The sequence below is a fragment of the Paraburkholderia sp. CNPSo 3272 genome (assembly GCF_024206495.1).
GTDB lineage: Bacteria > Pseudomonadota > Gammaproteobacteria > Burkholderiales > Burkholderiaceae > Paraburkholderia.
Genome location: NZ_JAMBPQ010000002.1, coordinates 103,272 through 125,625, shown reverse-complemented (window position 1 = coordinate 125,625; position 22,354 = coordinate 103,272). Strand labels below are relative to the sequence as shown.

At 65.6% G+C, this 22,354-nt stretch carries 19 protein-coding genes and 1 pseudogene; 7 read left to right on the top strand and 13 right to left on the bottom strand.

What is annotated here, in order from left to right:
• Window positions 1-11: 11 nt before the first annotated feature.
• Window positions 12-1,466, top strand: a complete 1,455-nt coding sequence (locus M3I53_RS02925) for an NAD(P)(+) transhydrogenase (Re/Si-specific) subunit beta (RefSeq protein ID WP_254314722.1) — start codon at window positions 12-14, stop codon at window positions 1,464-1,466.
• A gap of 75 nt (window positions 1,467-1,541) precedes the next feature.
• On the opposite strand, the pseudogene M3I53_RS02920 reads toward M3I53_RS02925, so the two are convergent.
• The 8 genes and pseudogenes from M3I53_RS02920 to M3I53_RS02885 form a co-directional block, all read right to left on the bottom strand.
• Window positions 1,542-2,270: pseudogene (locus M3I53_RS02920) on the bottom strand (helix-turn-helix transcriptional regulator); the annotation flags it as partial.
• Between the two features lie 41 nt (window positions 2,271-2,311).
• Window positions 2,312-2,701, bottom strand: a complete 390-nt coding sequence (locus M3I53_RS02915) for a VOC family protein (RefSeq protein WP_254314475.1) — start codon at window positions 2,699-2,701, stop codon at window positions 2,312-2,314.
• A gap of 187 nt (window positions 2,702-2,888) precedes the next feature.
• Complete coding sequence (locus M3I53_RS02910) at window positions 2,889-4,205, bottom strand: class I SAM-dependent RNA methyltransferase (protein ID WP_254314474.1); 1,317 nt, start codon at window positions 4,203-4,205, stop codon at window positions 2,889-2,891.
• A 110-nt stretch (window positions 4,206-4,315) separates the two neighbouring features.
• On the bottom strand, window positions 4,316-4,606 hold the full coding sequence (locus tag M3I53_RS02905) for an addiction module antidote protein (protein WP_254314721.1): 291 nt from the start codon (window positions 4,604-4,606) through the stop codon (window positions 4,316-4,318).
• Between the two features lie 244 nt (window positions 4,607-4,850).
• Window positions 4,851-5,555 carry a membrane integrity-associated transporter subunit PqiC gene (locus M3I53_RS02900; protein ID WP_254314473.1) on the bottom strand — a complete coding sequence of 235 codons (705 nt, stop codon included), beginning with the start codon at window positions 5,553-5,555 and terminating at the stop codon, window positions 4,851-4,853.
• The gene (locus tag M3I53_RS02895; protein WP_254314472.1) at window positions 5,552-7,165 is read right to left on the bottom strand and encodes an intermembrane transport protein PqiB; all 1,614 of its coding nucleotides are present in this window, start codon (window positions 7,163-7,165) and stop codon (window positions 5,552-5,554) included. The genes M3I53_RS02900 and M3I53_RS02895 overlap by 4 nt, the downstream gene beginning before the upstream one ends.
• The gene (locus M3I53_RS02890) at window positions 7,158-7,820 is read right to left on the bottom strand and encodes a paraquat-inducible protein A (RefSeq protein ID WP_254314471.1); all 663 of its coding nucleotides are present in this window, start codon (window positions 7,818-7,820) and stop codon (window positions 7,158-7,160) included. Before M3I53_RS02890 ends, M3I53_RS02895 begins: the two co-directional genes overlap by 8 nt.
• Window positions 7,817-8,632 (bottom strand): paraquat-inducible protein A, encoded by an 816-nt coding sequence (locus M3I53_RS02885; protein ID WP_254314470.1) that lies wholly within the window; start codon window positions 8,630-8,632, stop codon window positions 7,817-7,819. The genes M3I53_RS02890 and M3I53_RS02885 overlap by 4 nt, the downstream gene beginning before the upstream one ends.
• A 428-nt stretch (window positions 8,633-9,060) precedes the next feature.
• On the opposite strand from M3I53_RS02885, the gene M3I53_RS02880 reads away from it, so the two are divergent.
• Both M3I53_RS02880 and M3I53_RS02875 read left to right on the top strand, forming a co-directional pair.
• A complete protein-coding gene (locus M3I53_RS02880; RefSeq protein ID WP_254314469.1) occupies window positions 9,061-9,660 on the top strand; it encodes a YceI family protein in 600 nt (199 codons plus the stop codon).
• 42 nt (window positions 9,661-9,702) lie between these two features.
• Window positions 9,703-10,272 carry a YceI family protein gene (locus M3I53_RS02875; RefSeq protein ID WP_254314720.1) on the top strand — a complete coding sequence of 190 codons (570 nt, stop codon included), beginning with the start codon at window positions 9,703-9,705 and terminating at the stop codon, window positions 10,270-10,272.
• Window positions 10,273-10,359: 87 nt separating this feature from the next.
• On the opposite strand, the gene secF is transcribed toward M3I53_RS02875, so the two are convergent.
• The 5 genes from secF to queA all read right to left on the bottom strand — a co-directional run bounded on the left by secF (window position 10,360) and on the right by queA (window position 16,497).
• Window positions 10,360-11,310, bottom strand: a complete 951-nt coding sequence (secF, locus tag M3I53_RS02870; protein WP_069268461.1) for a protein translocase subunit SecF — start codon at window positions 11,308-11,310, stop codon at window positions 10,360-10,362.
• A 15-nt stretch (window positions 11,311-11,325) separates the two neighbouring features.
• Entirely contained in the window at window positions 11,326-13,380 is a 2,055-nt protein-coding gene (gene secD / locus M3I53_RS02865; RefSeq protein ID WP_254314468.1) for a protein translocase subunit SecD, read from the bottom strand.
• Window positions 13,381-13,547: 167 nt separating this feature from the next.
• Window positions 13,548-13,877: a preprotein translocase subunit YajC gene (gene yajC, locus M3I53_RS02860; protein WP_028201984.1), complete on the bottom strand. Its 330-nt coding sequence runs from the start codon at window positions 13,875-13,877 to the stop codon at window positions 13,548-13,550.
• A 246-nt stretch (window positions 13,878-14,123) separates the two neighbouring features.
• A complete protein-coding gene (tgt, locus tag M3I53_RS02855; RefSeq protein ID WP_158756992.1) occupies window positions 14,124-15,323 on the bottom strand; it encodes a tRNA guanosine(34) transglycosylase Tgt in 1,200 nt (399 codons plus the stop codon).
• Window positions 15,324-15,423: 100 nt separating this feature from the next.
• A complete protein-coding gene (queA, locus tag M3I53_RS02850) occupies window positions 15,424-16,497 on the bottom strand; it encodes a tRNA preQ1(34) S-adenosylmethionine ribosyltransferase-isomerase QueA (protein ID WP_254314467.1) in 1,074 nt (357 codons plus the stop codon).
• A gap of 159 nt (window positions 16,498-16,656) precedes the next feature.
• On the opposite strand from queA, the gene recG reads away from it, so the two are divergent.
• The 4 genes from recG (at window position 16,657) to M3I53_RS02830 (ending at window position 22,243) form a co-directional block, all read left to right on the top strand.
• A complete protein-coding gene (gene recG / locus M3I53_RS02845; RefSeq protein ID WP_375542461.1) occupies window positions 16,657-19,026 on the top strand; it encodes an ATP-dependent DNA helicase RecG in 2,370 nt (789 codons plus the stop codon).
• Window positions 19,027-19,200: 174 nt separating this feature from the next.
• Window positions 19,201-20,160 (top strand): hydrogen peroxide-inducible genes activator, encoded by a 960-nt coding sequence (locus M3I53_RS02840; protein ID WP_069268466.1) that lies wholly within the window; start codon window positions 19,201-19,203, stop codon window positions 20,158-20,160.
• Window positions 20,161-20,538: 378 nt separating this feature from the next.
• Window positions 20,539-21,978, top strand: a complete 1,440-nt coding sequence (locus M3I53_RS02835; protein WP_254314465.1) for a catalase — start codon at window positions 20,539-20,541, stop codon at window positions 21,976-21,978.
• 88 nt (window positions 21,979-22,066) lie between these two features.
• A complete protein-coding gene (locus M3I53_RS02830; RefSeq protein ID WP_254314464.1) occupies window positions 22,067-22,243 on the top strand; it encodes a hypothetical protein in 177 nt (58 codons plus the stop codon).
• The last annotated feature ends 111 nt before the right edge of the window (window positions 22,244-22,354 follow it).

Genomic DNA, 22,354 nt, shown 5'->3' with positions numbered 1-22,354 from the left:
GGCTGAACTTCGTGAGCATGAACGTCGTTACGCTGCTTTATCTGGTGGCGTCGGTCTGCTTTATCCAGGCGCTCAAGGGGCTGTCGAATCCGAAGAGCGCGCGCGCCGGCAATGTGTTCGGCATGGTCGGTATGGCCATCGCCATTCTCACGACCCTTGCGCTGATCGTGAAGGAGTCCGCACAGTTCGGCTCGAACCTTGGGCTGGGGCTTGCGCTGCTGTTTGCGGCGCTCGTGGTGGGCGGCGGCCTCGGAGCGTACGTCGCCGCGCGCGTCGAGATGACGAAGATGCCCGAACTCGTCGCGGCCATGCACTCGCTGATCGGTCTGGCGGCGGTGTGCATCGCGTATGCGGTCGTCTCCGAGCCCGCAGCATTCGGACTGGTTGCAGAAGACGCGCCGTATCCGGGCTTCCTGCCGTATGGCAACCGCATCGAGCTGTTCATCGGCACGTTCGTCGGCGCGATCACGTTCTCGGGTTCCGTGATCGCCTTCGGGAAGCTCTCCGGCAAGTACAAGTTCAGGCTGTTCCAGGGCGCACCGGTGGTCTATCCGGGCCAGCATCTGATCAACCTGTTCCTCGCGCTCGGCATGATCGGCTTCGGCATCCTGTTCTTCCTCACGCAGTCGTGGCTGCCGTTCATCATCATGACGCTGATCGCGTTCGCGCTGGGCGTGCTCATCATCATCCCGATCGGCGGCGCGGACATGCCCGTGGTCGTCTCGATGCTGAACTCGTACTCGGGCTGGGCGGCAGCGGGCATCGGCTTCTCGCTGAACAACGCCATGCTGATCATCGCGGGCTCGCTCGTGGGCTCTTCCGGCGCGATCCTCTCGTACATCATGTGCCACGCGATGAACCGCTCGTTCTTCAACGTGCTGCTGGGCGGCTTCGGCGGCGAAGCGGGCGCGGCGGCGGCGGGTGGGGCGCAGGAGCAGCGTCCGGTGAATTCGGGTTCGGCCGAGGACGCGTCCTTCATGCTCGGCAACGCCGAGAGCGTGGTGATCGTCCCCGGTTATGGCCTTGCGGTGGCACGCGCACAGCATGCGCTGAAGGAACTCACCGACAAGCTCGTAGAGAAGGGCGTGGACGTGCGTTACGCGATCCATCCGGTGGCGGGCCGCATGCCGGGCCACATGAACGTGCTGCTTGCGGAAGCCGAGGTGCCCTACGACATGGTGTTCGAGATGGAGGACATCAACAACGAGTTCGGCCAGACCGACGTGGTGCTGGTGCTCGGCGCGAACGACGTGGTGAATCCCGCGGCGAAGAACGATCCGAAGTCGCCCATCGCGGGCATGCCGATTATCGAGGCGTACAAGGCGCGCACGATCATCGTGAACAAGCGCTCGATGGCGGCCGGTTACGCGGGCCTCGACAACGAACTCTTCTACATGGATAAAACCATGATGGTGTTCGGCGACGCCAAGAAGGTGATCGAGGAGATGGTGAAGTCGGTGGAGTGAGGGCGGCTCGCATCAGACCCACGTGAAAGGCGCGCAGCGATGCGCGCCTTTTTTTGTTGCGCCTCTCCTCGGCACTCACAGCGAGGGCGCATTCACGCGGCGCAGATAGTCGGCCAGGCGCCGCCCGCTCACATCGGGAAACTGCTCGAGCACTTCCATGTTCTCCATGCGAGCTATGTTGAAGTTGCGGAAGTCCTCGCGCATTTCGCACCAGGCGCCCACGGTCCATTGCGCGCCCCAGTACACGAGCCCAAGCGGCCAGATGCGCCGCTGCGTATGCGCGCCGATGCGGTCGCAGTACGCGAAGCGCACGACGAGCCGAGTGTCGACGGCGCGATGCAGCGCGTCTAGCTTGTCCGAGAACGCGTGATCCATGTGATACGCCGGCGCGAACACGGCAAGCCGTTCCAGCACGGCGCGCTTTTCCGCGGGCATGGCGGCGGCGATCTTCGCGAGCGCGCCGCGTGCGCCGCTCGCGAGCGCCGCGCCGCCCCACGATTCGGCCATGCGCGCCCCCACCGCGAGCGCGGTGAGTTCGTCGGCGGTGAAGGTGAGCGGCGGCAGACTCGCCGTGCGCGCCAGCCGGTAGCCAATGCCCGCCTCGCCTTCGATCGGCACGCCCGAGAGCTGCAGGTCGCGCACGTCGCGATAGACCGTGCGCGGCGAAACTTCGAGCCAGACGGCCAGTTGCTGCGCCGTGGTGAGGCGCCGGCCGCGCAGCAGTTCGGCGATGCGAAAAAGGCGGTCGGCGCGGCGGGTCATGGGCGGACGGTCGCGCAGGCGGGCGCGGGGAGGGGGACAAGCACAGATGATAGCGCCGGGCGCGCGTGGCGCCCGGCCGCGGCTTAACCGAGCTTCGGCGCGTGCAGACCGACGCGGTTGCCTTCGGTATCGATGAAGAAGCCGATATAGCCGTAGTTGTTCGGCAACTCCACTGCGGGCCCCTGCTGCTTGCCGCCGGCTTTTTCCACGCGGTCGAGCACGGCGGTGACCGATGGCTGCGCGTTCAGATACACGAGCACGCCCTTCGGGTCGGGCTTGGCGTCATGCGGATCGAACACGATGCAGCCGCCGGTTTCAGTTTCGGTGTGTGCGAATAGCGCCATCGGCACGCCGCCGACCACTTCGCGCTGCAGCGCGGTGTCGAAGGCGGCTTCGTAAAAACGGGCGGCACGCTCCAGGTCGTGCGCGGGAATTTCGAACCACGAGATCACACGGGACAGATCGGTAGACACGGTGCAGCTCCTCGAAGACAACGGCGGACGTTGAATGGCGGCAGCCGGGCGGCGGCAGCCTCGCCGGATGGCGTAGAAGCAGTGTGCCAGGGGGCTGCTGACAGCGTGCTGTCAGTAGGTTTGACGCGCCGTGCCGGGCGCTTGCGCGGCGGGTGGGAGCGTCACCCGCCGCGCGCGTTTGCCAATGTCAGTTGGCGTCGTCGTTGCCGGCGGCGGGGTTCGCGCCGCCGCTGGCCGGACGCTGGCGCACGCTGCCTGCGATCAGGTCGAAGCGGAACAGGCGGCATTCCAGCGCACCGTTGTACAGCGGCGTCTTGGCGGCTTCGCGCAGGCGCAACTGGCCCGGCAGCTTGCGGTCCGAGGTGAGGACGAACGCGCGCCAGCCCGTGAAGCGCTGCTTGAGCGCGTCGCCGAGCGCCTGGAAGAACTCGGCGTCGGGCGCCTCGTCCTTGGCGCGGCGAAAGCCTTCGTCATCGTCGCCGCGCAGCTCGCGCGCAGTCGGGCGCGCCTCGCCGCGCGCGTTGCGGCCGCGCACTTCGATACGTTCGCCGTAGGGCGGATTCGCCACGAGAATGCCGGGCGCAGCCGAGGGCGGCGTCATGTTGCGCGCGTCGAGCTGCTTGAGCGTCACGCTGCCGAAGCCCGCGCGCTTGAAGTTCGCACGGGCCTTTTCCAGCATGACGTCGGAGATGTCGCTGCCGTAAATCAGCAGGTCGCTGGTCTTGCCTTGGGCGAGATTGCGCGCCGTGTTCGCCTCGCTCTTGAGGTGCCGCCAGGCGGCCATGTCGGCCTGCTTGAGCGACTCGAAGCCAAAGCGGCGATCGAGTCCCGGCGCGATGTCGAGGGCGACTTGCGCGGCTTCCGCGAGGAAGGTGCCGCTGCCGCACATCGGGTCGTAGAGCGGCGTGCCGGGCGTCCAGCCCGTCAGGCGCAGGATGCCCGCGGCGAGGTTCTCGCGCAACGGGGCGGCGCCCTTGTCCAGACGCCAGCCGCGCTTGAACAGCGGCTCGCCCGAGGTGTCGAGATAGAGCGTGCATTCGTTCGCCGTGAGGAACGCGAAGACGCGCACATCGGGAAACGCGGTGTCGACGCTCGGACGCGCGCCGGACTTGTCGCGCATGCGGTCGCAGATCGCGTCCTTCACGCGCAGCGTGGCGAATTCGAGGCTGCGCAGCGGCGACTTGATCGCGGTGATGTCGATGCGGATCGTCTCGTTCGCCGAGAACCACTTCTCCCACTGCTGCTCGCGCGCGAGCGCATAGATGTCCTGTTCGCTGCGGTACGGGCGCTGGGCGATCTTCAGGAGCACGCGGCTCGCAATGCGCGAATGGAGGTTGGCGGCGATGCCGCCGGCCCAGTTGCCGCGGAAATGCACGCCGCCGGGCACCTCGGCGCCGACCTCAAGTGCGCCTGGCGGCAGGCGCCGTTGCGCGGTGTCGGCCAGTTCGGCGGCGAGCGCGGCTTCGAGGCCGCGCGGGCAGGGGGCAAAGAAATCGAAAGACATGAAGGAGGATGGGACGCTGCGGGGAAGGCGCTATTGTACGCGGGTTGCGGGAGCGGCCAGGTACGGTTGCCTTTTGGCGCGCCGGGTCGGCAGCGCGGGCATTGCGCGAGTCAAACGGACGCCTTCGAGCCGTGCAGTTCGAGCCCGAGCGCTTTCACGACTTTCAGGATGGTCGCGAAGCTTGGATTGCCTTCGCGGGAGAGCGCCTTGTAGAGCCCCTCGCGGCTGATTCCCGTGTCGCGCGCGACCTGCGCCATGCCGCGGGCACGAGCGATCACCCCCAGCGCATGAGCGATGAACGCCGGATCGTCACCCCCTTCGCGCAGGCAGGCTTCGAAGTATTCGGCAATGTCGTCTTCGGTCTGGAGATGTTCGGCAGAATCCCAGGGCCGGGTCTTGATTGTCTTCCCTTCAGGTTGACGAACCACGTGTCGAATACCTCGGTCGTCCGGATCGTGAGACAGGGAGAAGTGTAATCCATAGTTGACTGACTGTGAACCGTGGTTCACGCGCGATGTGCCGCCGAAGCGGTTTCACGTTGCGGGTGCCGATAGGTCGACCCTACCGTCCTCGCTTCGATCGCGCTTTATCGTCAGTCAAATTCCGCTATTTCATGAGTTCGCCGCCTCAACGAAAACCGCCCGCTCAGCCGCCGGCGGCCGCCATCTGCGGACACGCGATGCTCGCCGCCGGCTTCGCGCGCATGCCAGCCTTCCCACCATTCGACGCCACACTCACGCGCGGCGCGGCCGCGAGCGCGCGCACGCCGCTCGCGATCGACTGCGATAGCGCCTCGACCGCCTGCCGGTGGCCGATGACGAGCGCGTCGTAGCCGTCGCCCACCTTCTCGTTGAGCACGCTGCGGCAGGTCAGGACCGTTTGCGTGTCGAGCGCGCGTACGCTCCACACGGCGTCGATGAGCGCATGCGAGCCCGGCCACGATTCGAAGCGCTGCACGTTTACGCTCACGCGATAGACGGGCACGCCCTCGGGATGCAGCGAGCCGTACACGTCGATGGTGCCGAGCTGCTGCGTGAGGTCGCCCGAGAGCGCCCGGCGGATCTCGTCGCCGGGCATCGAGGACCAGCGCTCCTGCTCGAGTACGCGCACCTGGTTGGCGTCGGTTTGCACGACGAACTGTGTCTTCGCCACCTGCGGCGGCACATCGACAGGCGCCAGCTCGATCAGCCACTGGGCGTTGCCCGCGCTTGGCGCGGCGGCGGTGCGAGCCGTGTCGTCGCTCGGGCTGAGTGTGTAGAACCGGCTGGGGGGCGAACTGCAGCCCGCCAACGCGGCTGCGATGACCAGCGCGCCGAGCGTGGCAAGGGCGGGGACGCGTCGGAACGTCATGGCTTGTCTCCAGATTTGCCGCGCAGCAGCGATTCGGGATGGCGCTCCAGATAATCGGAGAGCGCGTTGAGCGATTGCAGCGTACGCGTGAGTTCCTGCATCGCCTGGTGCACGTCGGACTGCAGCGGCGAATCCTGCTGCAGCGTGGACTGCGCGGCGTTGAAAGTCTTCTGCGCCTGGTCGAGCGTGCCTTGCAGCTGCGGCAGGATCTGATCGTTCACCTTGCCGAACAGCTGGTTGGCGTTCTTGAGCGACTCGTTCAGGTTGTTGCCGATCTTGTCGAACGGAATCTGATCGAGCTTCTTGGCGATGTCCGCGACCTGCAGCTGCAGTTCTTCGAGCGAGTTCGGCACCGTGGGCAGCTCGAGCGGGTCGTGGTTGAAATCGATCGCCGCGGGGCCCGCCTTCGGGAAGATGTCGAGCGCGACATAAAGCTGCCCGGTGATCAGGTTGCCGGTGCGCAACTGGCCGCGCAGACCGCGTGCGACGAGCCGCTTGATCAGCTCCTGGCTTTGCGGCGTATGCGGCGCAGGCGCCTCGCCGCGGATGCGGCGCGACAAGCGCAGCGGATAGAGGTCGATCGTCACGGGCATCGTGAAGTTGTGCTGTTTCGGGTCGTACTCGATGCCGATGTCGGTCACCTGGCCGAGCACGATGCCTCGGAAGTCGACCGGCGCGCCGACCGAAAGGCCGCGCAACGACTGATTGAAGTACATGACCACGCGTTGCGGCGCGCCGTCCGGCTCGCGCATCGCCTCGCTCTCGTCGGAGGCGAGCGCGAAGGTTGCGCTGTCGGGCGCTTGCGGGCCCATGGACTGGCCGGCCGGGGCCTGGAACGCGAGCCCGCCTACCACGATCGTGGCGAGCGACTGCGTGTTGACCTTGATGCCGCTCGAATCGAGCTGCACATTCACGCCGCTCGCGTGCCACCAGCGCGTATTGGTGCCCACGTACTGGTCGAAGGGCGCGCTCACGAACACCTGCACCGTCACGCCGGTGCCGTCCTTGTCGAGCGAATAGCCGGTCACCTGGCCGACCTGGATGCGCCGGTAGAAGATCGGCGTGCCGATGTCGAGCGAGCCGAGCGTCGCACTATGCAGGGTATAGCGATGCCCCTTCTCGTCGATGGTCACGGCAGGCGGCGCTTCCAGCCCGACGAAGTCGCTTTGCGATTCCTGCGAGCGGCCGGCGTCGGCGCCGATATACGAGCCCGAGAGCAGCGTGGTGAGGCCCGAGACGCCGCTTGCACCCACGCGCGGGCGCACGACCCAGAAGCGGCTGTCCTTCACGGCGAAGCGTTCTGCATCCTTGGTGAGCTCGACCGTAACGATCACATGCGAAAGGTTGGGCGAGAGCTTGATGGCGCGCACCGAGCCGATGTCCACGTCCTTGTACTTGACCTTGGTCTTGCCGGGCTCGAGTCCTTCGGCGCTCACGAAGCTGATCGTGATGGTCGGGCCGCGCGTGGCGACCGACTTCACGACGAGCGCCACGCCGATCAGCGCCGCGACGATCGGCACGATCCAGACGAGCGAGGGCAGCCAGCGCCGCGGCTTGACGATCTCCGGCTCCGGCAGATCGGGCGGGGTCGGTCCTTTCGGACTATTCATGAGGTTGATCCTGTGTGTGTTGCGCAGGTTTGTGTTTGTCTTCGTCCACCGGATCCCAGATCAAGCGTGGATCGAACTGCATTGAGGCGATCATCGTCAGGATCACGACCGAGCCGAACGCGATCGCGCCGGGGCCCGCCGTGATGACCGCAAGCGACTGGAAGCGTACCAGCGCCACGGTTAGCGTGACAACGAACACGTCGAGCATCGACCAGCGCCCGATGAATTCGACGAGCCGGTAGAGTTTCGTGCGTTCCACGGGCCGCCAGGTCGAGCCGCGCTGCGAGGTGATTGCGAGCAGCGCGAGCACGGAGAGCTTGAGCATCGGCACGAGAATACTGGCGATAAAGACGATCACCGCGAGCGGCCAGTCGCCCGAGGTCCAGAAGTAGACCACGCCGCTCATGATGGTGTCGTCCTCGTCGCCGACAAGCGAGGCCGTATGCATCACCGGCAGGAGGTTCGCGGGGATGTAGAGCAGCGCCGCGGCAATCAGGAGCGCCCACGTGCGCATGATGCTGTCCGGGTTGCGCTCGTGCACGGGCGAGCCGCAGCGTGCGCAGCGCGCGTGCTTGCGCGTGCGCACGTGTGGCTGCACGTGCCCGCAGGCGTGGCAGGAAACGTAGCCGGCGTCGGCGGCGGTCTGATATTTCATCGGGGCCCCTTGGGGAGCGGGCCGCCGCGCGGCTGCGCCGGTTCTTGCGTGTTTGCGCCGGGCTCGCGGATCTCGGGCTCGGAGAGCGGGTGCGCCGATGCCGGTGACGGCGAGGCGGGCGAATGCGGCGCATGCGGTCCCGCCGGGCCGGCGTCACCCGCGAGGCCGCCTGGACCTGCGCCGCCCTCGCGCGCCGCGCGTGCGGCGTCGCGCAGGCCGTCGGCGACGTCCCAGAGCGTGCGCGCATCGAACGTGACGACCACGGTGAACATCAGCGTGAGCGCGCCGAAGGCGAAGAGCGCGGTTTCGGGAATCACGCGCGCGAGGCTCACCATTTTCACGATGGTGATGAGCACGCCCAGCATGAAGACCTCGAGCATGCCCCACGGTCGCACGAACTGGATGGCGCGCAGCACGTGGTCGAAGCCCGGCGGAATGAAGCCGCGCCGCACCGGCACCAGGACGTAGAGCAGCGCTACCATCTCCGTGAGCGGAAAGAGGATGGTTGCGCAGAAGACGATCACCGCGACGATCTGCATGTCCTCGTGCCACAGCACCACGAGGGCGCCGAACAGGCTCGACTCCGTAGTGATGCCGTTCGCATCGAGCTCGATGATCGGAAACGACTGGGCGATGATGAAGGTGACGAGCGCCGCGACCGTGATGGCGCAGATGCGGTCGAGCTGGGACGCGGCGCTGCTGTAGAGCGTGGCGCCGCAGCGCGAGCATCGCGCTGACTGGCGGCCGAGCAGCCGCGGTTTGCGGTAGAGCGCGTCGCAATCGTGACACGCGATCAGTTTGTCCTGGGCCATGCGGGCAGGTGACGCAAAACGACGTGAACGAAGGACGCGCTGCGGCGGCACACAGGCTGGAAGGTGCCGACAGCGCTTCGCGCCATGTTACCAAACGCGCCCGGCGGCGTGCCGGAGCGAGCCGCGGCCGCTGGCGGGCGGCTGCCGGGGCTGCTGCCGGTTCGACCGCGAGTAAGCCGCGGGTGAGTCGGGGGCTAGCCGCGGGCTAGCCAATCAAGCGGCGCTCGCGTGGGCGGCGAGCGGGCTGCGAAGTGTGCCACGTTTGCGCCGCGAGCGTGTGCGAGCCCGGCGCAGAGCCGGCCCTTATCTCCAGATGTTTGCAGTCAGCCAATTTGGATTATCTTTCGGGCATGGAGCATGCATGGCTGAGCAAGGTGGCCGCTGCCCATCCACGAAGCCAATGACTACGCAATCAAAGCGAGACGATCATGGAAGCCTTGTCGAGGTGGATTCGTTCTTATCGGTGGCGGCCGGCGGTCGGGGCCGCGGCAGTGTGGGCCGGCGCCGCTGCGGCGCTGCTCGCGGGCGGGGCCGCCCAAGCGCAGCTCGACGCGGCGAAGAGCACGATCGTCGCGGTCTCGCGCCAGATGAACGTGCCGGTCCAGGGCAGCTTCACGAAGTTCGACGCGCAGATCGCCTTCGATCCGGCCAAACCCGCTGGCGGCAGCGCGAAGATCACGGTCGACACGGCGAGCTATGATCTGGGAGACCCGACCTACAACGATTCGGTGCACGGGCCCGAATGGTTCGACGCGAAGACGTTCCCGCAGGCAACGTTCGTCTCGACCGCCATCGCGCCGACCGCAACGAACCAGTACAGCGTGAGCGGCAAACTGACGATCAAGGGGCACACGCAGGACGTGGCCGTGCCCGTCGTGCTCACGCAGCAAGGTGGCACGCAGACCTTCGACGGCACGTTGCCGATTCACCGGCTCGCGTTCGACATCGGCACCGGCGAGTGGAAGGACACCTCGATCGTCGCCGACGAAGTGCTCATCAAATTTCATATCGTCGTCGCGCACAAGTAGATCGACGGCTCCGAGGAGGTGCTTTTGAACAAGCTCGTATGGATGGCCGCAGGAGGCGCCGTGTCGCTCGCCGCCCTGGTGACGCAAGCCGCGCACGCCGCTGATACTTACCAGCTCGATCCGAATCACACGTTTCCGAGCTTCGAGGCCGACCATTTCGGCGGTCTGTCCACGTGGCGGGGCAAATTCACGAAGACCACGGGCATGGTCACGCTGGACCGCGCGGCGAAGACGGGCACCGTGGACGTGACGATCGATCCGGCGTCGATCCAGACCGGCAATCCGCAGCTCGACCAGCATCTGGTGGGCGACGACTTTCTCGATGTCGCGAAGTACCCCACGGCCACCTACAAGGGCACGCGCATCGTCTTCAATGGAGACACGCCGAAGGAGGTGATCGGCGACTTCACGCTGCACGGCGTGACGCGGCCGCTCAAGCTCGAGATCGCGTCGTTCAAGTGCATGCAGCACCCGGTGCTCAAACGCGAGGTGTGCGGCGTGGAGGCCGAGGCCGCATTCAACCGTGACGACTTCGGCATGGACTCGGGCAAGAAGTACGGCTTCAAGATGACGACCACGCTGCATATCCAGGCCGAAGGCATCAAGCAGTAGGCAAGCGCGGCAGCGCGGCGAAGGCCGTTGCGCAGGCACGAAAAAAAAGCCGGTTCGCAAGAACCGGCTTTTTTGCTGGTGCGCCGCTTAAACCTGCGCGCCCGCGTTCGGATCGTTCGGATCGAACTTTTCCTTCTTGTCCTTGATGAGGTCTTCGCGCTTCACGCCGAGCCACATCGCGAGCGCCGCCGCGACGAACACCGACGAGTAGATGCCGAAGAGAATACCCACCGTCAGCGCCAGCGCGAAGTAGTGCAGCGTCGGGCCGCCGAAGAAGAACATCGAGAGCACCATCATCTGCGTACAGCCGTGGGTGATGATGGTTCGCGACATCGTGCTGGTGATCGCGTGGTTGATGACTTCGGTCACGCTCATCTTGCGCTCGCGCCGGAAGGTCTCGCGAATCCGGTCGAAGATAACGACCGATTCGTTCACCGAGTAGCCGAGCACGGCTAGCACGGCCGCGAGCACCGAGAGCGAAAACTCCCACTGGAAGAACGCGAAGAAGCCCAGGATGATCACGACGTCGTGCAAGTTCGCGATCACGCCGGCCACGGCGTACTTCCATTCGAAGCGGAACGACAGGTAGATGACGATGCCCGCCACCACGCAGGCAAGCGCAAGCAGGCCGTCGGTCGCGAGTTCCTTGCCGACTTGCGGGCCGACGAACTCCACGCGCTGCAGCTGCACCTGCGGTTCAGCCGCCTTGAGCGTGGACATCACCTGGTCGCTCTGCTGCGCCGAGCTCAGGCCCTGCTTGAGCGGCAGGCGGATCAGCACGTCGCGCGAGGTGCCGAAGTTCTGCACCTGAGCGTCGCCGTAGCCGATCTTCGTGAGCGAGTCGCGCAGCGGCTCGAGCGGCACCGCCTGCGGATACTGCACTTCAATGACCGTGCCGCCCGTGAATTCGATCGACAGGTGCAGGCCGCGGTGGAAGAGGAAGAACACCGCCGCGATGAAGGTCAGGAGCGAGATCGCGTTGAAGATCAACGCGTGCTTCATGAACGGGATGTCTTTGCGGATGCGGAAAAATTCCATGGTCTTGACTCCGTATCAGCGGGACGAGCCGGTGTTGTTGCCGGAGCCGCCCTGGGGATCGCGGCGGCGTACGACCGGTTTGGCGCGTGCGGCGCCCTTCGCGCCGGCCTTGGCCGGTTCGCGCCGGGCGGTGCCGGTGGTGGCCGCAACGGCGCGGCCCGTGTCCGTGCCGGCATCGGCGCCGGCGAGCGCGGGCGTGCCTTCATCGGGCTCCGGACGCCACACCTGACCCACCGCGAGCGACTTGAGCTTCTTCTTGCCGCCGTACCAGAGGTTCACGAGACCGCGCGAGAAGAACACGGCCGAGAACATCGACGTGAGAATGCCGATACAGTGCACGATCGCGAAGCCCCGCACCGGGCCCGAACCGAACGCGAGCAGCGCGAGACCGGCGATGAGCGTGGTCACGTTCGAGTCGAGAATCGTCGCCCAGGCGTGTGCGTAGCCGTTCTGGATGGCCAGCTGCGGCGGCGCGCCGTTGCGCAGTTCTTCGCGCACGCGCTCGTTGATCAGCACGTTCGCGTCGATCGCCATACCGAGCGCCAGCGCAATAGCCGCGATACCCGGCAGCGTGAGCGTGGCCTGCAGCATGGAGAGCACGGCCACGAGCAGCAGCAGGTTCACCGACAGGCCGATCATCGAGATCGCGCCGAACAGCATGTAGTACGCGATCATGAACACGGCGATGGCGGCGAAGCCGTAGATCACCGAGTCGAAACCCTTGCGGATGTTGTCCGCGCCAAGGCTCGGGCCAACCGTGCGTTCCTCGATGATGTCCATCGGCGCGGCGAGCGACCCTGCGCGCAGCAGCAGCGCGAGGTCGGCGGCGGCCTGCGGCGTGGGCTGGCCCGTGATCTGGAAGCGGTCGCCCAGTTCCGACTGGATGGTCGCCACCGTCAGCACTTCGCCCTTGCCCTTTTCGAACAGCACCATCGCCATCGGCTTGCCGATGTTGTCGCGCGAGACCGCGCGCACGGCGCGGCCGCCCGCCGAATCGAGGCGGATGTTGACCGACGGACGCTGATGCTCGTCAAAGCCCGCCGAGGCGTCGATGATGCGGTCGCCGGTGAAGATCACCTGCTTGCGCAGCAGCACCGGCGCGGCGTTGCCTTGCGTGAAGAGCTCGTCGCCCGGCGGCACCGGCGCGTTCACGTCCGGATGCAGACCCATCGGGTCGGCGAGGCGCGCTTCGAGCGTCGCCGTGCGGCCGATGATGTCCTTCGCCTTGGCGGTGTCCTGCACGCCCGGCAGCTCGACCACGATGCGGTCGTCGCCTTGCTGCTGGATCACGGGCTCGGCCACGCCAAGCTCGTTCACGCGGTTGTGCAGCGTCTGGATGTTCTGCTTGAGCGCGGCTTGCTGAACCGCCGTCTTCACCGCCGGCGTGAACGTGCCGACGAGCTGCACGCCGCCTTCGGGGTTGTTCTGCGAGGTCCAATGCAGTTCGGTGATGCCGCCCGAGCCCGCGAGGACGTTGCGCGCCTGCTCGGCCGTATCGGCGTCGGCGAAATTGACGACCACCGACTGGTTGACGCGGTTCACGCCGCCGTCGCGGATGTTCTTGTCGCGCAGGAGCGTGCGCACGTCCGAAGCGTCGGAGTCGAGCTTCTTGTTGAGCGCGCCGTTCATGTCGACCTGGAGCAGGAAGTGCACGCCGCCGCGCAGGTCGAGGCCGAGGTACATCGGCAGCGCGTGCAGCGACGTGAGCCAGCGCGGCGAAGCGCTCTGCAGGTTCAGGGCGACGATGTACTGCGGGTCGTTCAGGTCGGCGTTCAGCGCCTTGTTCAGCGCATCTTTCAGGCGCAGCTGCGTGTCCGTGTCGGCGACGCGCACGCGGATATTCGCGTTCATCGACGAGTTGTCGAACGTCACGTCGGTCGCGCGGATATTGTTCGCGGCGACTGCGGCTTCGACCTGGGCGAGCGTGCCCGAGTCGAGCTTGACGGTGGCTTTACCGCTCGACACCTGGACGGCAGGCGCTTCGCCGAAGAAATTGGGCAATGTGTACACGAAGCCGATGACGAGCGCCACCAGCATCACGACATATTTCCAGAGGGGATAACGGTTCATTGGTTGACCCAACGGGGGAGGGGAATGGCCTTAAGCGCTGCGTGCGCGTCCGGCGTTGCCTTCGGGGCGTACCTGCATTGATGTTTGCTGGTCAGTGGCTGCGAGGGCGGGCCGGAGGCGCGAGGCCGTTCTTTCGGAGGCAACGGCCTCGGGGAAACCGTGAAGCTTTACAGCGACTTGATCGTGCCCTTCGGCAGGATGGTCGAGACCGACGACTTCTGCACGGTGATTTCCGTGCCATCCGCGATTTCGACGCCGACGTAGGCTTCGCTGACCTTGGTCACCTTGCCGACGATGCCGCCGCTCGTGATCACTTCGTCGCCCTTGGCCATGGCCGAGAGCATGTTGCGATGTTCCTTCTGGCGCTTCATCTGCGGACGGATCATGATGAAGTACAGCACGGCGAACATCAGAATGAGCGGCAGGAAGCTCATGAGGCTCGATTCGGCACCACCTGCTGCACTGCCTTGCGCGAAGGCATTGGAAATGAACGACACGTTGGTCTCTCCGTTTTTTACGATCAAAAAGCGAGCCGGTTATTCTACCACCGGCATTCATCGCGACGATGACGCAACTTTGGCTTTGCGATCAAGTGCTTATCGCGGATCCGCCCCGACGCGACATGCGTGCGCGTGAAAACCGGGCGGCGCGCGCGGACTGCCTGCGTTGTCGGTGTCATTGTCGCGAAAGGTCATTGTAATGTTTCGCGGCCGGTACGGGACGCACCGTCGTGAGACGCCCTCTCAGTCCACGCCGCGTGCGCGCTGCTCGGCGAAGCGCTGGCGGAACGCCGCGAACGTCTTCGTCTCGATCGCCGCGCGCATCTCGCTCATCAGCTCCAGGTAGTAGTGCAGATTGTGGATCGTGTTGAGCTGCGCGCCGAGGATCTCGCCCACGCGGTGCAGGTGGTGCAGGTAGCCGCGCGTGAAGTTGCGGCAGGTATAGCAGCCGCATTGTTCGTCGAGCGGGCGCAGCGAGTTGCGGTGCACGGCGTTGCGGATCTTGATGTCGCCAAAGCGCGTGAAGATCCAGCCGTTGCGCGCGTTGCGCGTGGGCATCACGCAATCGAACATGTCGACACCCGAGGCCACGCCCGCCACCAGGTCTTCCGGCGTGCCGACGCCCATCAGGTAGTGCGGCTTGTCGGCGGGCAGCTTCGGCGCGATGTGTTCCAGCACGCGCATCATGTCTTCCTTCGGTTCGCCCACCGAAAGACCGCCGATCGCGTAGCCGTGGAACGGCATCTGCGAGAGGCCGGCGAGCGATTCGTCGCGCAGGTCCTCGAACATGCCGCCCTGCACGATGCCGAAGAGTGCATTCGGATTGCCGAGACGGTTGAACTCGTCGATCGAGCGCTGCGCCCAGCGCATCGACATGCGCATCGAATCCGCGGCTTCCTTGTGCGTGGTGGGCACGCCGTTGGTCGCGTAGGGCGTGCACTCGTCGAACTGCATGACGATGTCGGAGTTCAGCACCTTCTGGATCTGCATCGACACTTCGGGCGAGAGGAACAGCTTGTCGCCGTTCACGGGCGAGGCGAAGCGCACGCCATCTTCCGAGATCTTGCGCAGGTCGCCGAGTGAGAACACCTGGAAGCCGCCCGAATCCGTGAGGATCGGCCGATTCCACCCCATGAAGCGATGCAGGCCGCCGTGCGCCTCGATCGTTTCGAGGCCCGGGCGCAGCCAGAGGTGGAAGGTGTTGCCGAGGATGATCTGCGCCTTCATCTCTTCGAGCTCGCGCGGCTGCGTGGCCTTCACGGTGCCGTAGGTGCCCACCGGCATGAAGATCGGCGTTTCGACTACGCCGTGATTGAGCGTGACGCGGCCGCGGCGGGCGAGGCCGTCGGTGCCGAGCAGTTCGAATTTCAGGCCATTTTGCGGGCGTTCGCCCAGATAGGCGCCGTGTTCGGCGCGTGCGTTGTTTTGATGACCGTCGGTCATACGGTTGACTCCTGTGCCACCGGAAAACAGTCCGGCGCAATTGGTGAAACGCCGCCGCGCGTTGCTGGTAGGTCGCGCGACGGCCGGGAAAGCGTGTGTGCTACTTGTTGAGCGCGTCGTCGGTTTTCGTCAACAGCATCGCGTCACCGTAACTGAAGAAGCGATAGCGTTCGGCGATCGCGTGACGGTACGCCGCGCGTATCGTTTCGATACCGGCGAACGCGGAAACGAGCATCAGCAGCGTGGATTTCGGCAGGTGGAAGTTCGTCACGAGCCGGTCGACCACGCGGAATTTGTAGCCAGGCGTGATGAAGATATCGGTTTCCGCCTGCGTTGCCGCGAGCGCGCGGTTCTCGTTCGCGGCGTCGCGCGCAGCGGCTTCGAGCGCGCGCATCGAGGTCGTGCCCACCGCGATCACGCGGCCACCGCGCGCACGCGTGGCCGCGATCTTGTCGACGAGCGATTGCGGCAGCTCATACCACTCGCTATGCATCTTGTGCTCGGAGATGTTCTCCACGCGCACCGGCTGGAACGTGCCCGCACCCACGTGCAGCGTGAGCGTGGCGCGCTCGACGCCTTGCGCGTCGAGTTGCGCGAGCAGGGCGTCGTCGAAGTGCAGGCCCGCCGTGGGCGCGGCCACCGCGCCCGGATTCTGCGCGAACACCGTTTGATAGCGCGTTTCGTCGCTCGCGTCGGCGTCGTGCGTGATGTAGGGCGGCAGCGGCAGACGCCCGTGCTGCTCGATCAGCGTGAGGCAGTCGTCCGGAAAGTGCAGCGTGTAGAACTGATCGACGCGCTCGCCCACCGTCACGTCGAACGCATCGGCAAGGCGCAGCACCGTGCCCGGGCCCGGGCTCTTGCTTGCGCGGATCTGCGCGAGCGCCGTACGCGAGCCGGTCAGGCGCTCCACGAGCACCTCGATCTTGCCGCCGCTGGCCTTCTGGCCGAAGAAACGCGCCTTCAGCACCTTGGTATCGTTGAAGACGAGCAAGTCGCCCGGCGCGATGCACGCGGGCAGGTCGGAAAAGCGGCGGTCGGTCAGACGCGCGGGTTGGCCCGGCAACTGCGTCGTGTTATCGACCTCGAGCAGACGGCTCGCGCTGCGCTCGGGCAGGGCGGTCTGCGCGATCAGTTCTTCGGGGAGGTCGAAATCGAAATCGGAAAGCTTGAACATGCGGCCTGAAGTAACGGAAATGCGCCGGAGGCCCGGCGTGCGGCGGCTTCATGGAGCCGAACCGTCAAGCGGTTGTGCCCCAAAAAGCGGCTGCAATGGCCGATCGTGCGTGACGAAAGGCTATGATTGCGGGACGTGCGCGATAGCGATGCGCGCGGCGTGCCCGATGGCAGAGGCCGTCGCGCTGCACGCGCCGCGCCATGCCGGAAAGCCGATATTGTACTTGCGAAGCTGCCCATGCCCCAATCCGTTAGCCGATTGATGTCCGAAGCCGATTCCGCGAGCGAGGCGCCCGACAACGTGCGCACGCCCGAGGACGGCGAGCGCAAGCGGCAAGCGGACGCGACGCAAGGGGCCGCACCGCCGGCGCGCAAACGCGCCGCGAAGAAGTCGGCGGACCCAGCCGCCGAAAAAGCCGTGGAAAAAGCCGCGGCCAAAGACAAGCCCAAGCTCACCAAAACCGCCGACCGGCTCGCCAAACTCGGTCTGCGCAGCGAGATCGATCTCGTCTTGCATCTGCCGATGCGCTACGAGGACGAAACCACGCTCACGCCCATCGGCGAACTGCTGCCGGGCGGCATCGCGCAAACCGAAGGTGTGGTGTTCGACAACGAGATCGCCTACCGCCCGCGCCGCCAGCTCGTCGTGAAGCTCGAGGATCACAACGGCGATCAGCTGCATTTGCGCTTCCTGAACTTCTACGGCTCGCAGGTCACGCAGATGGCGATCGGCAAGCGCCTGCGCGTGCGCGGCGACGTGCGCGGCGGCTTCTTCGGCATGGAGATGGTGCATCCGGCGGTGAAGGTCGTGGAGGGCGACGCGCCGCTGCCGCAGGCGCTTACGCCCGTGTATCCGTCCACGGCGGGCGTGAGCCAGGCCTATCTGCGCAAGGCGATCGACAACGCGCTTTCGCGCGCGCATCTGCCCGAACTGCTGCCCGATGCGGTCGCGCACGAGTTCATGGAGCCGCTGAACCTGCCGCCGTTGATGGACGCCGTAAAGACGCTGCACCACCCGCCCGTGAACGCCGACGAGCACGAGCTGATCGACGGCACGCATCCCGCCTGGACGCGTATCAAGTTCGAGGAGTTGCTCGCGCAGCAATTGTCGCTCAAGCGCGCGCACGAAGAGCGCCGCACGCGCGCTGCGCCCGCGATGGCTCGCCACATCGCGGGCCGCAAGAGCGATGAGACGCTGCTTGCGCGTCTGCGCGCCGCGCTGCCCTTCAAGCTCACCGGCGCGCAGGAGCGCGTGGTGGCGGAGATCGCCAACGATCTCGAACAGCCGCATCCCATGCAGCGTCTGCTGCAAGGCGACGTGGGCAGCGGCAAGACCGTGGTCGCGGCGCTCGCGGCGGCGCAGGCCATCGACGCCGGCTACCAGGCCGCGCTCATGGCGCCCACCGAAATCCTCGCGGAACAGCACGCGCGCAAGCTGCGCGGCTGGCTCGAGCCGCTCGGCGTGCAGGTGGCGTGGCTCGCGGGCAGCCTCAAGGCCAAGGAAAAGCGCGCGGCGCTCGAAGCTGCGGCGCTCGGCACGGCGCAACTCGTGATCGGCACGCACGCGATCATTCAGGAGGCCGTGGAATTCGCGCGGCTTGGCCTCGTGATCGTCGACGAACAGCATCGCTTCGGCGTCGAGCAGCGGCTCGCGCTGCGCGCCAAGGCGCAGAATGCGAAAGCGCCTGGCGAGACGCATCGCGAGTTCCAGCCGCATCAGTTGATGATGTCGGCCACGCCGATCCCGCGTACGCTCGCCATGACCTACTACGCGGATCTCGACGTCTCTACCATCGACGAATTGCCGCCCGGCCGCACGCCAATCCTCACGAAACTCATTTCCGACGCGCGCCGCGAGGAAGTGATCGCGCGCGTGCGCGCGGCGGCGCTCACGGGTCGTCAGGTGTACTGGGTATGTCCGCTGATCGAGGAGAGCGAGACGTTGCAGCTGCAAACGGCCGTCGAGACTTACGAAACGCTGGTAGCCGCGCTGCCGGAGCTCACCGTCGGGCTCGTGCACGGCCGCCTCGCTTCCACGGACAAGGCCGCCGTCATGGATGCGTTCTCACGCAACGAGGTGCAGCTGCTCGTGGCGACGACGGTGATCGAAGTAGGCGTGGACGTGCCCAACGCCTCGCTGATGGTGATCGAGCACGCCGAGCGTTTCGGCCTCGCGCAATTGCACCAGTTGCGCGGGCGCGTGGGGCGGGGCAGCGCCGCTTCGGTGTGCGTGCTGCTGTACACCGGGCCGTTGTCGCTCACGGGCCGCGCGCGCCTGCAAACCATGCGCGAGACCACCGACGGCTTCGAAATCGCGCGCAAGGACCTCGAAATCCGCGGCCCCGGCGAATTCCTGGGCGCGCGTCAATCTGGCGCGGCGATGCTGCGCTTCGCGAACCTCGAGACGGACGCCTGGCTGATCGAGCCCGCGCGCGGCGCAGCCGATCGTCTGCTGCACGAGTTTCCGCTCGTCGTCACGCAGCACCTGAACCGTTGGCTCGGCGCCCGCGAGCAGTACTTGAAAGCGTGAATAGTCCGACTGCGATTCCAACTGTTAGTCCCTTGCGCGGAACCTGCGCGCGCCTACGCCGTCTGACCCTTTTGCGTTGATCACGCCCCGCATAGGGGTGTTGATTATTGGCGAATCACCGCCATAGGTGTATAACTACAAGCTATTGATTCACCTTTTTTGATTGGTCCCCGAATGACGCTCACTGAATTGAAATACATTGTCGCGGTAGCCCGAGAGCGCCACTTCGGACGGGCTGCGGAAGCCTGCTTCGTGAGCCAGCCGACCCTTTCGGTCGCCATCAAGAAGCTCGAAGACGAACTGAACGTGCAGATCTTCGAGCGCGGTACGAGCGAGGTGAGCGTCACGCCCATCGGCGAGCAGATCGTCACGCAAGCGCAGCGCGTGCTCGAACAGACGCTCGCGATCAAGGAAATCGCCAAGCAGGGCAAGGACCCGCTCGTCGGGCCGCTGCGCCTGGGCGTGATCTATACGATCGGGCCCTACCTGCTGCCCACGCTCGTCAAGCAGATGATCAAGCGCGTGCCGCAAATGCCGCTGATGCTGCAGGAGAACTACACGCTCAAGCTCATCGAATTGCTCAAGCAGGGCGAGATCGACGTGGCGATCATGGCGCTGCCGTTCCCCGAAACCGGCCTCACGCTGCGGCCGCTCTACGACGAGCCGTTCGTCGTGGCGCTGCCGTCGGGCCATGCGTGGGAACAGCGTCCGAAGATCGATCCGGATGATCTCAAGCAGGAAACCATGCTGCTGCTCGGCAGCGGCCATTGCTTCCGCGACCACGTGCTGGGCGTGTGCCCCGAGCTGATGCGTTTCTCGCAGAACGCCGACGGCATCCAGAAGACATTCGAAGGCTCGTCGCTGGAGACCATTCGTCATATGGTCGCGAGCGGCGTGGGCATTACCGTGCTGCCGCGCATGTCGGTGACCGAGGTGAAGCCGCACGCGGGCGGCGTGGATTCCGGGCTGCTTTCCTACGTGCCATTCGACGAACCCGTGCCGGACCGCCGTGTGGTGCTCGCGTGGCGCAAGAGCTTCACGCGCATGCCGGCGATCGAGGCGATCGTCGACGCCATTCACGCCTGCGAGCTGCCCGGCGTGAAGAAGATCGAGGCGCCTGCAGAGGCGGCCTGACGCAAATCGCGCCGTGCGCTTCCGGGTGCGCGGCGCTTTCCTCGCGCGCGCGGCAATCGCCCGCGTCGCCATTCCCCGTCTTACGTTTCTTGCGACCCCAATAACCTGCGTCTATCCGATAGATTTAGTAAATCAAATTACAGATATCGATAGTCGTTGATAAAGTTTCCTCTAACCGATCCCCACCGGAAACCTGGAGGAAACGATGCAAACCACCACCCCGAACACCCCGAGCACCTCGGCACGCGCCCATTCTGGCCTTCGCACCGTGTGGTTCTCGCTGCTCGTCGACAGAGCGCTGTCGGCCTGACGGCCTCGCGCCATCCCGAAGCAGATTTCACCGAATTCCAGAACACACACGCAAGCAAGGAATCCAGCATGACCGACCGTACTCTCACTTCGGCAGCCGGCGCACCCGTCGTCGATAACCAGAACTCGCTCACCGCCGGTCCGCGTGGCCCCGTGATGCTCCAGGACGTGTGGTTGCTCGAAAAGCTCGCGCACTTCGACCGCGAAGTGATTCCCGAGCGCCGCGTCCACGCGAAAGGCTCGGGCGCGTTCGGCACGCTCAAGGTCACGCACGACGTCTCGCGCTACACGAAGGCGAAAGTATTCGGCGAAGTTGGCAAGGAAACGCCGCTCTTCATCCGCTTTTCGACCGTGGCGGGCGAGCGCGGCGCGGCCGACGCCGAGCGCGACGTGCGCGGCTTCTCGATCAAGTTCTACACGGAAGAAGGCAACTGGGACATCGTCGGCAATAACACGCCGGTGTTCTTTATTCGTGATCCGCTCAAGTTCCCGGACTTCATCCACACGCAAAAGCGCGATCCGCGCACCAACATGCGCAATAACGTGGCCGCGTGGGACTTCTGGTCGCGTCATCCGGAGTCGCTGCATCAGGTGACGATCCTCATGAGCGATCGCGGCATTCCGAAGAACTATCGCCAGCAGCACGGCTTCGGCTCGCACACGTTCTCGTTCATCAACGCGAACAACGAGCGCTTCTATGTGAAGTTCCACTTCAAGTCGGCGCAGGGCGTGGAGAACTACAGCGATGCGGAAGCGGCGGAGGTGATTGCTCAGGACCGCGAATCGGCGCAGCGCGATCTCTTCAACGAGATCGAGAAGGGCAATTTCCCGAAGTGGAATTTCCGCATTCAGGTGATGCCCGAGGCCGCTACCGCGAAGGTCCCGTACAACCCGTTCGATATCACGAAGGTGTGGCCGCACAAGGACTATCCGCTGATCGACGTGGGCACGATCGAGCTGAACCGCAATCCGCAGAACTATTTCGCCGATGTCGAGCAGGCCGCTTTCACGCCGGCGAACGTGGTGCCGGGCATCGGCTTCTCACCGGATCGCTTGTTGCAGGGGCGTTTGTTCTCGTATGGCGACACGCAGCGCTATCGCCTCGGTGTGAACCATCACCAGATTCCGGTGAACGCGCCGCGCTGCCCGCTCCACTCGTTCCATCGCGACGGCGCAATGCGCACCGACGGCAACCTGGGCGGCAACGTGAACTATGAACCGAGCCGTTTCGGCGACTTCGCGCAGCGTCCGCAGGCGGGCGAGCCGCCGCTCGCGGCCGGTGCGGTCGATCACTACGATCACCGCGAAGACGACGACTACTACAGCCAGCCGGGCGCGTTGTTCCGGTTGTTCGACGCGGGCCAGCGCGAGCGGCTTTTCGCGAACATCGCGCGGCATATCGACGGCGTGCCCGCGGAGATCGTGCAGCGTCAGATCGAGCACTTCCGCCGCGCCGATCCGGCGTATGGGCAAGGCGTGATCGACGCGATCGCGAAGCTGGCGAAGTAAGGACACGGGCGCGGTTTGTTGTCACAACGTTGAGACAGCGAGCCGCGCCCGAAGCAGGACTTCGAGGAAACACCAAAGGAGCACGATCATGACCCGAACGATGACGATGACCCTCAAGACCATGGGACGCGGCGAGGCCGCGACGATGGCGCGCACGCGCGCAGAAGGTACGCAGCTGGTGCGTCGCGCGGTGGGCTTCGCGACCGTGGCGAGCGGTTTCGTGGCGATCGCCACGCAAGCCTTCGCACATCTTGCAGGACACTGAACGAGCCGGGCACGTTGCTGGACAGTAGGGCCGGATGAGCCGGGTTTCTGATATTTCCAGGCTACACTGACGACCGATCGAGCGTTCGCGCACGGCCGTTGAAATGCGGGC

Excerpts from the sequence above, each read along its gene's own strand:
- M3I53_RS02910 (WP_254314474.1), bottom strand. The coding sequence starts at position 4,205 with ATGTCTTTCGATTTCTTTGCCCCCTGCCCGCGCGGCCTCGAAGCCGCG.
- M3I53_RS02900 (WP_254314473.1), bottom strand. The coding sequence starts at position 5,555 with ATGACGTTCCGACGCGTCCCCGCCCTTGCCACGCTCGGCGCGCTGGTC.
- M3I53_RS02895 (WP_254314472.1), bottom strand. The coding sequence starts at position 7,165 with ATGAATAGTCCGAAAGGACCGACCCCGCCCGATCTGCCGGAGCCGGAG.
- M3I53_RS02890 (WP_254314471.1), bottom strand. The coding sequence starts at position 7,820 with ATGAAATATCAGACCGCCGCCGACGCCGGCTACGTTTCCTGCCACGCC.
- M3I53_RS02885 (WP_254314470.1), bottom strand. The coding sequence starts at position 8,632 with ATGGCCCAGGACAAACTGATCGCGTGTCACGATTGCGACGCGCTCTAC.
- M3I53_RS02880 (WP_254314469.1), top strand. The coding sequence starts at position 9,061 with ATGGAAGCCTTGTCGAGGTGGATTCGTTCTTATCGGTGGCGGCCGGCG.
- M3I53_RS02875 (WP_254314720.1), top strand. The coding sequence starts at position 9,703 with ATGGCCGCAGGAGGCGCCGTGTCGCTCGCCGCCCTGGTGACGCAAGCC.
- secF (WP_069268461.1), bottom strand. The coding sequence starts at position 11,310 with ATGGAATTTTTCCGCATCCGCAAAGACATCCCGTTCATGAAGCACGCG.
- secD (WP_254314468.1), bottom strand. The coding sequence starts at position 13,380 with ATGAACCGTTATCCCCTCTGGAAATATGTCGTGATGCTGGTGGCGCTC.
- tgt (WP_158756992.1), bottom strand. The coding sequence starts at position 15,323 with ATGACCGACGGTCATCAAAACAACGCACGCGCCGAACACGGCGCCTAT.
- queA (WP_254314467.1), bottom strand. The coding sequence starts at position 16,497 with ATGTTCAAGCTTTCCGATTTCGATTTCGACCTCCCCGAAGAACTGATC.
- M3I53_RS02840 (WP_069268466.1), top strand. The coding sequence starts at position 19,201 with ATGACGCTCACTGAATTGAAATACATTGTCGCGGTAGCCCGAGAGCGC.
- M3I53_RS02835 (WP_254314465.1), top strand. The coding sequence starts at position 20,539 with ATGACCGACCGTACTCTCACTTCGGCAGCCGGCGCACCCGTCGTCGAT.
- M3I53_RS02830 (WP_254314464.1), top strand. The coding sequence starts at position 22,067 with ATGACCCGAACGATGACGATGACCCTCAAGACCATGGGACGCGGCGAG.